Here is a 13,291-nt window from a genome sequence, read left to right on the forward strand (position 1 = left end):
CAACATTTTTAAGCACCGTCAGAACGGCGCGGATCCGCCAGGCGAATTCACCGGCTCATAATCAAACCAATCAAAGTGCGCCGGCGCGCTCTGACCCGCCTTGCACACGGCATACATCGCGATGATGACTCCCGTAAAGCCTCCCGCCACCTCAGTTGAGAGGAGATGCGTTTCTCCCGAGCCCAATTCAAGGCTATCGGATTGATGGGGCTGAATGGAGAAAACAAACCATTCCGGCTGGGCCTCAACTTTGAGCTCGACAGGGCCTGCTGCGCAATCGTACGTCTGTTCGGTTGTTAATGATCCCACCGTCCTCCGGAGTACGATCGCCTTGCGTCCGTCCTTGAGCTTTACAGCCAGATCGTAATGATACTTTTCGTTCATGAATACGGTAAGTCCGGCTTCCTCATCTTCGCTTTCCGGTTCGAAATCCAGCAGAGCAGCGATGTTGCACGACAGATGTCGCAGACGCCGGCCTACAAAAGCAGGCGAGCCGCCATCGTCAAGCGACGTCTTATTCCCGCGCAGCGTCAACTTTCCCGGACTTTCGCGAAGCGACCAGCTTTCCGGAGGCGGATTCCGCAGAAACAGCCAGTCCAAACCGAGTGTCGCTTCATCAAAATCATCCCGGATTGCCTCATTCGGCCACCGGACTTCCTGCAGCTGCGGAGCCTCCATAACGGGCTCGATACGCCCGCCATTGCCGATGATCGGCCAGCCCTCCTCCGTCCATGACACGGGCGCCAAGAAAGTTTCTCTGCCCAGATGATGCCGGTAGGGATATGAGACCGGTCTGATGCCCAGGAACACCGCCCACCAGGTTCCGTCGTGCGCTTGTACCAAGTCCGCATGCCCGGTGGCCTGGATGCTGCTCTTTCGGCTCCTGTGAGACAGAATTGGATTATGAGGACACGGGATAAAGGGGCCATAAGGGGATTCGCTTCTCGCAATCGTCGCCATGTGACCGTATTCCGTACCGCCTTCGGCAAGCAGCAAATAATAAAGTCCGTTAATCTTGTACAGGTGAGGAGCTTCCGGATGCGCTCCGCCAGTGCCTTGCCAGATCAGGCGGCTCTCCGTCAGCATTCTTCCGGTTGAAATGTCAATCTCGCATTGATAAATGCCGGTGCCTTCATTACCGTCGTATGTGGATTGAAAATAGACCTTTCCGTCATCGTCGAATAAGAAGGAGGGATCGATGCCTCCTTGCGCGACCGGGATCGGTTCGGACCAGGGTCCTTCCGGCCGCATGCTGCGAACATAAAAGTTGCCGACCCCGCTCACATTCGTCGTTACCATATAAAACCAGCCATTGTGATGGCGGATCGTCGGGGCATAGATTCCTCCCGAGAGCCAGGCGCTCCCCAGCGGCAGCTGCCGCACGGTTGTCAAACAATGTCCGATCTGGCGCCAATTGACGAGATCCTTGCTGTGAAACAGGGGGACTCCCGGAAAATAGGCAAACGAGCTTGTCGCCAGATAATAATCTTCCCCGACCCGGCAAATGCTCGGATCGGGATAAAAGCCGGGAATAACCGGATTCGTATACGACACTTGTGTGACTCCTTCCTCTTCATGACTTAATGGCCACAGGGCCGTTTACTTGATCCGGCCGCCGGTTTCGGCAAACTCGACGATCTCTACGTCATACGGCTCCATATTCAGCTTCGGTCCGATCCGCTTCTCGCTGAGAAGACCGGAATAGGCTTGACCAAGCGTCACCTGCTGCCGCTTCCGCGTAAGGTTCAACAGGAACAAAAAATATCGCTTCCCTTTCTTCTTGCGAATCGAGATTTGCACGCCCTCCGGCAGGTCGGGGTACAAGCTCGCGCCCAGCTTGGTCAATGCGCGATGATACCGCTTCAGATTGTCGAAATAATCCATTCCCTCCGCCTGCGGCTGGATCTGAAACGCATGGTATTGATCGTGCGAATGGAGAATGGCCGCCTCGCCATGCACCTCCGATCCGGTCAGCAGCGGAGAGAGGCTGTTCACTTCCCTGCACAGCTTGCTATACTCCTCGAACCGACGGCCCGGAACGTTGCTGTGGTCGATCAAGCCATGCCAGAATTGCTCGGCGCCGATCGGCGCGCTTCTCCATCGGAAATGCTCCAGCGCATCGGCGCCGCTCGAGATGCACTGCCAGACGAACGCTCGAATAAACCCTGGCTGCGGCGCTCGCCACATCGGGAACCAGCATCCCGGCGAGCCGCTGATCGTTTCCATGATCCAGAAGCTGCGCTGCTTGATCCCCATGCGTCAGGTCCAGCGTCAACGCCCCGCTGTAAACGGATTCTTGAAGGCGGCTCCGCCCAACGGGGGTTTGATTTGAGACCAACTGCTATACTCCCCGCTCCATACGACTGCGCCCTAGGCGAGGTTAAGCGCCTCTAAAGATCCGTACTTGGTCGACAGCCATTCCTGGAACCTCTTGCTGCAATGTTCGCAGTGACACTCGTTATGATCCCACATGGCGCGTTCCCAATGTTCCGGATAATAATCCACACCCATTTTGATCATCGGCAATCCTCCACTCCAATGGAAGCGATAACATCATTATTTTAACTCTGCGAAGCTTCTAATAATACAACCCAAAGTCATCTAAAAATCATATAAAAATAAAGGATTTGTCCGGCATATTTTATGCTTTATATGAAGAAGGCGACATCCCGGTATGTTTCTTAAATTTCAAATGAAGGTAGTCCGCGTTAGGGTACCCGACCCGCTCGGCCGCCTCGCGCACCACATCATATACAGCCGTTGGTGAACGTTTCGAAGTCCGATACGGTAAATTTCCGTCTCCTTTAACAGGATGGGTTCATTGTACTCTGTTACGAATTAAGATCTCTCTATCGCAGGTGACCTCGTTTATTCAAAAGTTACCTCTTGTTTTTGTTATCCGAATTGTTTTCTTGTTATAGAGGGGAAAAGCATCGCGGGCTTATGATGAAATTGAAGTTGAAAACCCTTACAAGGAGGATTATAGAGATGAGGAAATTGAAAAAGTTTTGGTTTACCTGTTTGGTTGCAGTGATTTCCTTGACCGTACTCGCCACCTCGGTATCTGCCCAATGGGTATTTTGGGAGCCTCTCACGTATTTCAACTCCAGCACCTGGGCAAAAGCAGACGGTTATTCCAACGGCAGTATGTTCAACTGCACCTGGAGGGCGAACAACGTGTCGTTCGTCGGAAACGGTCAAATGCGACTGGCGATCACCAGCCCGTCCTATAACAAGTTCGACTGCGCGGAATACCGTTCGACCGGCTTCTACAGTTACGGGTACTATGAGGTCAAAATGAAGCCGGCCAAAAATACCGGCATCGTCTCGTCCTTCTTCACTTACACCGGCCCTTCGGACGGCAAGCCTTGGGATGAAATCGACATCGAATTCCTGGGCAGAAATACGACGCAGGTCCAATTCAATTATTACAAAAACGGAGTCGGCGGCCATGAGAAAGTCATCAATCTGGGCTTCGACGCATCTGCCGGTTATCACACTTACGCCTTCGATTGGCAGCCGAACTACATCAAATGGTACGTGGACGGCCAGTTGAAACACACGGTCACCGGCAGTCCCTCCACTTTGCCTTCCCATGCCGGCAAAATCATGGCCAACATCTGGAACGGAACTGGCGTGGACGGCTGGCTGGGCGCTTATAACGGAGCTAATCCGCTGTACGCCTACTATGACCACATCAAATATACGAGCAATTAGACAGATCGTCCCAAATAGGGTCAAATAGGCAGGAGACCGCAGTTCAAGGCCTTCGGTGGCACCCGAAACCTCTTGAACTTGCGGTCTCCTTCCTGTTTGCTTCCGACCTTCTATTTCCCGCTCAGCCAGTCGTTCGTTTCTTTCGTAATTTGGCCGCCGCCGTACTGCTTCCATTTGCTCACGAACGCATCGAAATCGCCTTCCGAACCGTCATGAAACAGGATTTGTTGAAACGTTTCCTGTTCAAGCTTCAGCAGCAGCTCCCATTTCGTCTTCATCGTTGGCGTCGGCGGACCGGTAAATCGCTCTTTACGGGACGCGTCGGCTTGGGATAACAACACCGACGCGATCTCGACCGGGATCTCCTTGATGACTTTCGAAGGAATGCGTGCCCCGTCAAAAGTCAATGTATAAGTGGCTGCCCGGATGAATCCGCCCGGTATGAGCGCAGCATCTTTCGTCAGTACGCCGTTCACCGTCGTCCAGTCGTAGTCTTTGGCGAACCCGTGCGCGAATTCGCCGGTCGATGTCGCATAGTGGTCGAACAAGTAGTTTTGATAAGCGAAAAAGATTTCCGGATGCTTCATCTTCTTATTGATCAGAATCGCGCCGTTGATTGGCAAAGTGCCCCTTCTGCCAATCTGTCCGGACGGGCCGGACGGCAAGCGGATCGGCGTCACGACGGCTTTGGGGCTGTGGACCGTCAGGCCGGGCAGCGGCCATCCGAACATCCAATACGGACCCGCGATGATGCCGGCGCGGCCGGAGACGAACAGGTCGGCTGCCTGCGTCTCGTTGAATCGTTCGCTTTCCTTTGGTATATAGCCCTTCTGCACCCACATCTTCATCACGCGAAGCGCTTCTTTGGCTTCGGGCTGTACGGAGCCGTAGGCCAATCCGCCGTTCTCCGCCTTGTTCCACTGTCTCGGTACGGTTCCGAAGGCGCCGAAGATCCAACTGGAATCCCCCATCCACGTGCTCGGAGTGGTTCGGAAAGCGATAGTTAATCCGTACGTATCTTTTTTGCCGTTTCCATCGGGATCTTCGTTCGCAAAAGCTTCCATCACCTTCGACAATTCCCCGATGGTGCGAGGGATGGGGAGCTTCAGCTTGTCCAACCAGTCTTGCCGAATCCATAGCAAAGGGTCGGTCGCATAGCCGAAATCCAGAATGGGAATGGCATAGCTTTTGCCGTCGCGTTGGTACGGATCCCAAACCGAAGGATCTTCCTGCATCGCCTTTTTCCATACAGGGGACGCGTATTGGTCAAACAGCGGGCCGACTTCCATGAATTGTCCCGAATCGATCATATCCTGAATGACGTCCCGCTCCCGCGCCGTCACGATGTCAGGCATATTGCCTTTCGCCAGCTCGATTCGCAGTTTATTAGAGTACGCGTCGTTGAAATCCGGAATCGTCCAGTTATATCGAATGCGGATGCCGAGCCTTTCTTCGGCCCACCTCGTATGTACATTATTTTCCAAATATTCTCCATTTTTAAATGTCATATCGGGATTGATGGCACCCACGGTAATTAGATCTACGGGGGGCACAAATTTGCCAAGGCTCCGATCAAAATGAACAACGTCATCCATATGGGTGTTACCCTCTCCTACCAGACCAGAATTGGAATCGGAGGAGCATCCGATGAGAATAAAAGGCAGCAAGAAAAGAATCGAAATTCTCTTGTGGATTATATGCATGGCATCTGTCCCCTAACATGCGTTAGATGTTAATATTGTAGCATATATCAACAATTATAGTCATAATTTCATTTTTATAATGGTCGGATCTTCGCATAGTTATGGTACAATTAATTGTTAATATGCATTGGAAAATAAGGATGATCCCCATGCGATTTCGACCGAACTTGTTCTTGAAGTTTATTATGCTGATTCTATCGGTCATCATCGTGACGATGCTGCTCTATGGGGTCTCCTACCGCAACAGCGTTCGCGTCATTACCGAACAATTAAAGACTTCCGACCTGAATCACTTGGATTACTTCACCAAAGAAATCGACAACCAGGTCTCGCAATTGGCAAGCAATCTCTATACTTTGAATCGCGAACCGACCGTTCGTGATTATGAATTTATCCATGAACTCAGTCATCTGAAAGACGAGAACGCAGTTATTCTGACGGTTCAGGAGAAATTGGCGCTTCAAGCCAGTTCAAGCACCTGGGAGAACCAAATTACGCTTCACAATCCGCATGTGGGCGACTCGCTTACCTCAGGCACATCGTCTCCATTAGATCGTTCGCTGCTAAAGGATGCCTTGCCGAATGGCTGGGTCTATGTCCCGGCTTTCTCACCTACTGGAGCCGAAGGCATGTTCCGTCTGATGTACACCGATCCGATCGGCTTCCAAAGCAAACCGGATCAGGCCAATATGATTTTCGAAATGCGTTTTCCTGCGGCCAATATCAAGAAAATGATCGAAGGGTACAACTACGGCGGAACCACCTTTCTCTATCATCCGCAGTTGGGACTCATTCATGGACGAACGAAGGATCCGTACCTGAATGAAATCAAGAGCAACCTGCCTCCCCTGACGGCAGGTCAAACTCAATCGGCGGTCGTCACGATTCGGGACAACGCCTTCCTGATCAGCATGGTGCGTTCGTCAACGCTTGGGTGGGATGTGATTCACTACTCGCCTTTATCGCAAATCCTTCGCCCAATCAACAGCAGCCGGTACTCCTTCATCGTTGCGACGGCCGCGCTCCTGCTTCTCAGCATGGTCTTGTCGCTGATGCTTTACCGTCAGGTTCAACGGCCGATCATCCTGCTGCATCGGTCCATCAACCGGATGAAAGAAGGACGGTGGTCCACCCGCATCCGAACGCGGACGAACGTCGAGTTCTCGGCGCTGAACGAAGGATTTAACGAGATGGCCAGCCAGATCCAGGCACTGATCGAAAAGGTTTATTTGGAGCAAATTCGGGCGAAAGACGCCTATCTCAAACAGCTTCAAGCCCAGATCAACCCCCATTTTCTGTATAACTGCCTGTTCTTCATCAAAAGTAAAGCGAATATCGGAGATACGGACGCCGTGGAGGCCATGTCGCTCAATCTCGGCGAGTATTACCGCTACGTAACACGGTTGGATCATAGCCTCACGACCGTTGGACAAGAACTGAAGCTGCTGGCGAATTACTTGACCATTCAAGATCTTCGCAAGCAGAAATTCGAATACAGAATCGAAGTTCCCGCCGAACTGTGGAACGAACAGATTCCTCGCCTTCTGATCCAGCCGCTCGTGGAAAACAGCATCGTCCATGGCATCGAACCCAAAATCAGCCGGGGAAACATCCGGATTTATGCGGAGAAGAACGATGCCGGCATGACGATATTCGTCGAAGATGACGGAGCCGGGATGACGGAAGCGCAGCTTGCCGCTCTTGACGCCAAAATCAATTCACCCGTACGGGATGACGGAAGCTGCGGACTTTGGAATGTGCAGCAGCGGCTGAAGCTGCATTACGGAAACGCCTCGGGCCTTACGATTGCTTCACCACCGCTGGGCGGCATCCGAGCAACAATACGTATAATTCAAGAGGAAGACGTGAAAAACGATGCTTCAAATTCTTCTCGTTGATGACGAGCCCTACGTCGTAGACGATTTATCGGTTGCCCTTCCTTGGGAGGACCTGCAATTCGAGTTCGTACATAAAGCATATTCCGGCATGCAAGCGCTCGAAATCCTGGAGAAGCATCCGATCGATATCGTCATTACCGATATCAGCATGCCCGGCATGACCGGCCTTGAGCTCATCGAGCAGATCCGCAGCAGGTGGAAGCACCTCAAATGCGTGCTGCTGACCGGATACGCGGAATTTGACTACGCACAAAAAGCGATCCAACATCACGCGGACGATTACTTGCTGAAGCCGATCGGCAACGAGCCGTTCATCGAGTTGCTGATTCGACTCCGCGAAGAGATCAGGCTGGAGTGGGAAAAGAAATCGTCCTACCAGCGAACCGTCCAAACGTTGAACGAGCACCTCCCATTGCTGCGGGATAAGCTGCTGAACCAACTGCTCCAAGGCCGCCAATTTTCTAATGATCAATTGTCGGAACAGATGCAGAAGTACGAGCTCTCTTTCGTTGCGGGCAAGCCGGCGGCGCTGCTTGCCGTCAGGCTGGAAGATTACTTTCAGCAACAAGACGGCGACAGCCTCCTGTTATTCGAATATGCGATCGTGAACATCGCAGGCGAGCTTTTTCAAGAACATTTCCAGATTTGGTCCTGCAAAGAAATCCATGATTATCTGATTTTCCTGTTGCAGCCGAAAAGCTTCGACTCTTCCTCCCCCATCTGGCAGGAACATCTTCAACAAATGGCCTATTTACTGCAGCGCAATGTCAATGCCTACTTGAAGGGGGCCATTTCGGTCGTCACGACGCCGTGGGGGGTATTTCCGGATGAAACCCGGGATCGTTACCAGACGGCCGTATCGGCCATTCGCAGGCAGATCGGCCGGGAAACCGGACTGTTCCTTGCCGCCGATGCCCAATCGGACGCGCCGGACATTCAATCTCTTCGCTCCCTGCACGAGCCGCCGACGCTGCTTCATTTGTTCGAAATCAACCAATGGGATGCCATCGAAGAGAAGCTGGGCGCGATTGTGGATGAATTGAAAGAAGCCAAGAAGCACTCCCTCGAGCATACGGAGGAAGTTCGGCACTATCTGGAAGCGGCTTTTTATTTTATCGCCCACAAAAACAACAAGCTGCTCGGCGAAATTATCGGGCCGGACCAATCAAGGCGGCTGTTTCACACGGCAGACGCGCTGAGAGAATGGGCTTTGGACATCGTCAGGCGTTTAAGGGAATACGTAGACATCGAACAGAAAGACTCCCGTTCGGTTCTCATTCGGGAAGTGCACGATTTCGCCGACCGCAATATCGGCTACGTGTCCCTGCAATCCATCGCCGACCACGTTAAGCTGCACCCCGTCTATTTATCGAAAATATACAAATCGGATACGGGCAAAAGCATCAGTAATTATTTGCTCCAGCTCAAAATGGAAAAGGCGACGCACCTGCTGCTTCACACCCCCCTCAAAATTTACGAGATTTCGTCCATGCTCGGGTATTCGAGCGCGCACTACTTCATCAAGCTGTTCAAAGACTACAGACAGATGACGCCGCAAGAGTACCGGGACCGTTCCGCCGGCGTCAGGGAATAAGGAAAGAAGAAAGGGAGAGAGCCTTGGGCTTTCTCCCTTTCTTCTTTTCAGGCTGGGTTTAAGGTGCCGCCGGGCCATTATCGGTTAACGTCAAATCGTCGATATACACGCTGACGTTGCCTTCGCTGCCTCCCGTGATTTTTCCCAGTTCGAAGCTGATTCTTCCTATTTTCGTCGAGTCCAGCGTATCGTCGAAAGTGAAGGAATACGTATTGTCCGTCTCGTTCAAGGAAACGACTTGACTCGCATAGCCATGCCAGTTGAAGGTGCTGTCCAGCCAGCCGATGCTGATATTCATATCGCGGGCCGCCGTGGCGCGCGCCTTGAAGGTTAACGTGTACCGATGGCCTTGCTTGTAGTTGATCCCTTCATAATACACCTGGCGGTTCCATGTTGCGGTTCCGACGGTTCCGACGTCGATCTTCAGCGATTCCTGATCGTTTGCGATATGCAATTGCTCCGACTGTGGGTCCTGATCAGAGTAGGAAGCCCATCCCGGAAGTCCAGCCAGCTTGAAGTCGCCGTTCTGAATTAGCGAGGGTACCAGCCGGATGTCGTCGATGCTCACATCCACGTCTCCGACATCGCTGACGACGTTGCCATCCCCATCTTTGATCTTGCCAAGCTCCAAACTGATCCGTCCGATGCTGGTATTATCCAAGTGATCATAGAACGTAATGGTATAGTCCTTATATTCGGTTCCCAAGTCGACCGCCCCTCCACCGAATCCGTGCCATTGGTAGTTTTCAGACGCGCCGCCCGGCCAGCCGATGCTGATGTTCATTTTCCGCGGCTTGGTAGCCTTGGCCTTAAAGGTAAGCGTATATTGCTGATCTTTCTGGAAATGGATGCCGCCGTAGAACACTTGGCGATGCCAGGACTCCTCCCCGGTCGTGCCGACATGGATGCCTAGATCCCCGCCCCCGTCGTAAACGGCCAATTGGACGCTGGCGGGATCCGATTCCGAATAAGTCGTCCATCCGGTTGTGCCTTGCGAAAAATCGCCGTTATTCATCATATTGTCCGAGTTTTCAACGAGCGACACGTTGTCCAGCACGACCGTTCCGCCCTCGCCTCCGAACAAAAATTGCAGCGCGGAAGGTCCCTGCCCCGAATCCGCAATCGTAATCACTTTCGTATAGGTTGTCATCGTATCGGTCAGGGTGAAGGCAGAACCTTCGTCGTAGAGAGCGCCGTTCTCCGCTCCCGTATCCAGGCCGATGTGAATTGAGCGGCTATGATCCGCTTTGGCGTCAAACTTCAGCCGATAAGACGAGCCTTTGGTCAGTTTAAGATCACCTTGCGACAACACGACCTGCTTCGGCGAAGCGCCCCCATTTGCAATGGTAACGTGCAACTTACGCTCCATCAGGAAGGCGGATGGATTATAATCGTTGCTCACCGATACGTTAGCGTTTGCTCCTCCTGTAGCGGAGAAGGTCCAATATCCCATCCGATCCTTCAAGCCTTGATCGAACGTACCATTATAAATGTAATTACCGTCGCCAAGCACGGTCTTCTCCCGCGGCGTTTCCGGGATCCAGTCGGTCTCCTTGATTCTTACATTCGTGAAGTAAGCGGCTACGGTCGACGTTTGGCCCAGGTTGAATTCAAACCGTGTATTGTTGTCGCTCTTGAAGTCCATATTGAACGAATAAGTGAGGGTTTGCCATTCGTCGGTCAAGTCAAAGGTCCGTTCTTTGGAATATGCCTTCCATCCGCCTTGGAATTCGGTCACCTTCGACATGATCGTGCGCGGAGCGTCGGCTTTGGCGTCGAACGTGACCTTGTACGCTTTTCCTTTCTGCAAATAAACCGGCATCTGCGTTAGCTGCAACGAATAGAGCTGGCTGCCGGTGCTGGCGATCGACACCTTCGCGGCTTTGCCTTTCTCCGGATCGTCTACCACGCTGACGCTGCCGGCCCCGCCGGCGTTCAGAACGAGCTGCCATTGATCCGGGACGCCTTGGGCATCGGCTGATCCTTGGAATCCGCCGTTGTAGATTTGGTTGCCGTCGCTAAGCGGCGGACGCTGCGGCTCTACGGTGCCTTGGCCAGTCGGGCGTTTGCCGGTGACGTCCGGCAGGCTGGCCAAATCCTTATATTGATAGACGCGAACGTAATCGATCCGCATTTTCTCGGACTCGAACGAGTCCTTCGGCGGATCTTCCGGCATGTCGCCGCCTACCGCCAGATTAAGAATCATATGGAACGGCCGATCGAAAGGTGCGGGGTACGTATAATCCTCCGGCTGTCCGATTCCTTGCGCCCCCCAATCGCTCGTTTCGAAGTACTTCTCTCCGTCTACATACATCCGGATGACGCCCGGCAGCCATTCCATCGAGAATTCGTGATAGTCGTCCGCAAACGTCTTGCCCGGCGGCAGCAAATAGGTCTTGGACTGCATGTCGTGCGCCGAATCGCTCGGGTCTTCGTCGTAATGGATCGTACCGAACACTTTGCGGGGGTATACGTCCCGGTTGTCCGGATCGCTCGACTTCGGCCCGGTCAGCTCCATGATGTCCATCTCGCCGGATTGCGGCCAACCTCCATACTGGTATTGCTGGTCCGTCGGCAGCATCCAGATGGCTGGCCACATGCCTTGGGAGACAGGCAGCTTGGCCCGGACGACGAATTTCCCGTACGTCCAGTCCCCTTTTTCCGCAGAAGTCACTTTGCCGGAAGTAAAGTGCCTCCCTCCGTAGTTCTCTCTTTTGGCTTCGAGAGCCAGTACGCTGTTCGCCCCGTCTTTTTCGATGTAGACGTTGTTCGGACGATAATACTCCAGTTCATTGTTGTAGACGAGATCGGTATCTTGTACGTTCCATTTGCTCGCGTCCACCGTATCGCCGTCGAATTCGTCCTGCCAGACGAGCTTCCAAGGATCGGAAGGGGACGGAGACGGATTGCCCGGACCGCCGGACGGCGCAGGGTTGGTCGTTCCGCTCGGATTTGCGGCGCCTTTGGCGATTTCCGCAGCGGAAAGATCCGCGCCTTTGGCCACTGGCTTGCCGTTCAACGTCACGCCTTCCGCTGATACGAGCAGCCGGCCTATAGTGCCGCCGCTGACGATCGCGGAACCTTTCGCGTTTGCTTCCACCCGGATTTCTTTCACGGTCGACCCGGCAGCAATTTCAATCTGGGATTGCTTGCCAACCATAATGATGCCTGCCGTGGAATTTCCAGTTAAGACAACGCGGACGGGGCTGTTTTTCTTGTTTACTTCTAGGTCGGTCAGCTTGGCATCTTTGAAAATAACAGAGTGAACCCCTCCGCCCGTTACGAATGATCTGCCTTTCACCGTGATGCCCGCAAAGGTCGCCTCCCCCTCTCCGACGCCTTCCGTCACGTAGAGATTGCCGTCAACCGTGACGGAAGACAGTTTCACGTCCGGCTTGCTTACGATTAGGTTCCCCTTTACATCGGCATTCGGAAGAAACTCGCCGAAATCCGGCCTCAACCAGCCGATCATGCCGTCTAGCAGCGCGACCGTTTCGGCTCTCGTGATCGGACTTTGTGGACGAAGCTCCTTACGTTCGTTCCCCTTTAAATAACCGGAAGACACCAGGCTGTTCACAGCAGGCAAAGCATATTTGCTGACGGCGTCCCCATCTTTGAATGCCGTGGTCGCACCCGCCGCAGATTCACTCCATTGAAAAGCACGATAGAGTATGACAGCGGCGTCCTGACGTTTAATCGCGTCGTTCGGATGAAAGCTGCCGTCGGTGAAGCCTTGGACGACACCGGCTTCCGCAGCTTTATCTACAGCGTCGGCATACCATTTGGCGGCATCCACGTCTTTGAAAGAGGCTTGGCCTATATTGAGGTAATGAAACACGCGATTCAGCATCGATACGAATTCCGCGCGCGTAACCGGATCATTGGGACGGAATTGATCCAAGTAACCGCTTACGATTCCGGCCTGCGCGAAGGTGGCCACGGCCGAAGCGGCCCAGTGGCCCTGCAAATCTGTGAACGGTGTGCCGGCTGCAGCCTTGGTTTGGTTGTCGTTAGTCTGCATGGACCCGGCCGACACGGCTTGGGCAAAGCATGCGACAACGAGCAGGACGCTGAGCAGCGCTGACAGTAATTTCTTTGACAATGTGAACTCCTCCTATTGGAAGTAAGTATGGAATGTGTTTTCTATTATAGGTGGCCTAAAAACCGCCAGATATAGCAAATCCATAACATTGATATCAAATTCAAAACACGCAAAAAAAAATTGGCGATCGTTCGATCGCCGCATTTCTTTTAAACATTAAAGCCATTGGACGAGCAGGCTCAATCTATTTTGAATGGACGCCGTACTCTCGTTCAGTTTGCCTAACGCGGTCATTTATCCGGCGCATCATGCTTTCCATCGATAGGGTGTTCTCAAT

Annotated in this window: 8 protein-coding genes; 3 read left to right on the forward strand and 5 right to left on the reverse strand. The window is 53.0% G+C overall.

Going from position 1 to position 13,291, the window contains the following annotated elements:
• Positions 1-18: 18 nt before the first annotated feature.
• The 3 genes from ACESLM_RS09125 to ACESLM_RS09135 all read right to left on the reverse strand — a co-directional run bounded on the left by ACESLM_RS09125 (position 19) and on the right by ACESLM_RS09135 (position 2,520).
• Positions 19-1,554: a glycoside hydrolase family 43 protein gene (locus ACESLM_RS09125; protein WP_372631253.1), complete on the reverse strand. Its 1,536-nt coding sequence runs from the start codon at positions 1,552-1,554 to the stop codon at positions 19-21.
• 45 nt (positions 1,555-1,599) lie between these two features.
• Positions 1,600-2,256, reverse strand: coding sequence for a beta-galactosidase (locus ACESLM_RS09130; RefSeq protein WP_372631254.1), 657 nt, complete (start codon positions 2,254-2,256; stop codon positions 1,600-1,602).
• A gap of 114 nt (positions 2,257-2,370) precedes the next feature.
• Positions 2,371-2,520 carry a beta-galactosidase gene (locus ACESLM_RS09135; RefSeq protein WP_372631255.1) on the reverse strand — a complete coding sequence of 50 codons (150 nt, stop codon included), beginning with the start codon at positions 2,518-2,520 and terminating at the stop codon, positions 2,371-2,373.
• Positions 2,521-2,988: 468 nt separating this feature from the next.
• Between ACESLM_RS09135 and bglS the strand changes: the two genes are divergently transcribed.
• A complete protein-coding gene (bglS, locus tag ACESLM_RS09140) occupies positions 2,989-3,717 on the forward strand; it encodes a beta-glucanase (RefSeq protein ID WP_372631256.1) in 729 nt (242 codons plus the stop codon).
• A 110-nt stretch (positions 3,718-3,827) separates the two neighbouring features.
• Here the strand turns inward: bglS and ACESLM_RS09145 are convergent, their stop codons facing one another.
• The gene (locus tag ACESLM_RS09145; RefSeq protein ID WP_372631257.1) at positions 3,828-5,225 is read right to left on the reverse strand and encodes an extracellular solute-binding protein; all 1,398 of its coding nucleotides are present in this window, start codon (positions 5,223-5,225) and stop codon (positions 3,828-3,830) included.
• Between the two features lie 344 nt (positions 5,226-5,569).
• On the opposite strand from ACESLM_RS09145, the gene ACESLM_RS09150 reads away from it, so the two are divergent.
• On the forward strand, positions 5,570-7,318 hold the full coding sequence (locus ACESLM_RS09150) for a sensor histidine kinase (protein WP_372631258.1): 1,749 nt from the start codon (positions 5,570-5,572) through the stop codon (positions 7,316-7,318).
• On the forward strand, positions 7,296-8,912 hold the full coding sequence (locus tag ACESLM_RS09155) for a response regulator (protein ID WP_372631259.1): 1,617 nt from the start codon (positions 7,296-7,298) through the stop codon (positions 8,910-8,912). Before ACESLM_RS09150 ends, ACESLM_RS09155 begins: the two co-directional genes overlap by 23 nt.
• Before the next feature lie 58 nt (positions 8,913-8,970).
• Here the strand turns inward: ACESLM_RS09155 and ACESLM_RS09160 are convergent, their stop codons facing one another.
• Positions 8,971-13,014: a carbohydrate binding domain-containing protein gene (locus tag ACESLM_RS09160; RefSeq protein ID WP_372631260.1), complete on the reverse strand. Its 4,044-nt coding sequence runs from the start codon at positions 13,012-13,014 to the stop codon at positions 8,971-8,973.
• Positions 13,015-13,291: the final 277 nt, after the last annotated feature.

It is taken from the genome of Cohnella sp., from assembly GCF_041641335.1.
Taxonomy (GTDB): Bacteria; Bacillota; Bacilli; order Paenibacillales; family Paenibacillaceae; genus Cohnella.

Bases quoted from the DNA above. Each gene is read 5' to 3' on its own strand.
- ACESLM_RS09130 (WP_372631254.1), bottom strand. From the start codon at position 2,256: ATGGGGATCAAGCAGCGCAGCTTCTGGATCATGGAAACGATCAGCGGC.
- ACESLM_RS09135 (WP_372631255.1), bottom strand. From the start codon at position 2,520: ATGATCAAAATGGGTGTGGATTATTATCCGGAACATTGGGAACGCGCC.
- bglS (WP_372631256.1), top strand. From the start codon at position 2,989: ATGAGGAAATTGAAAAAGTTTTGGTTTACCTGTTTGGTTGCAGTGATT.
- ACESLM_RS09145 (WP_372631257.1), bottom strand. From the start codon at position 5,225: ATGACATTTAAAAATGGAGAATATTTGGAAAATAATGTACATACGAGG.
- ACESLM_RS09150 (WP_372631258.1), top strand. From the start codon at position 5,570: ATGCGATTTCGACCGAACTTGTTCTTGAAGTTTATTATGCTGATTCTA.
- ACESLM_RS09155 (WP_372631259.1), top strand. From the start codon at position 7,296: ATGCTTCAAATTCTTCTCGTTGATGACGAGCCCTACGTCGTAGACGAT.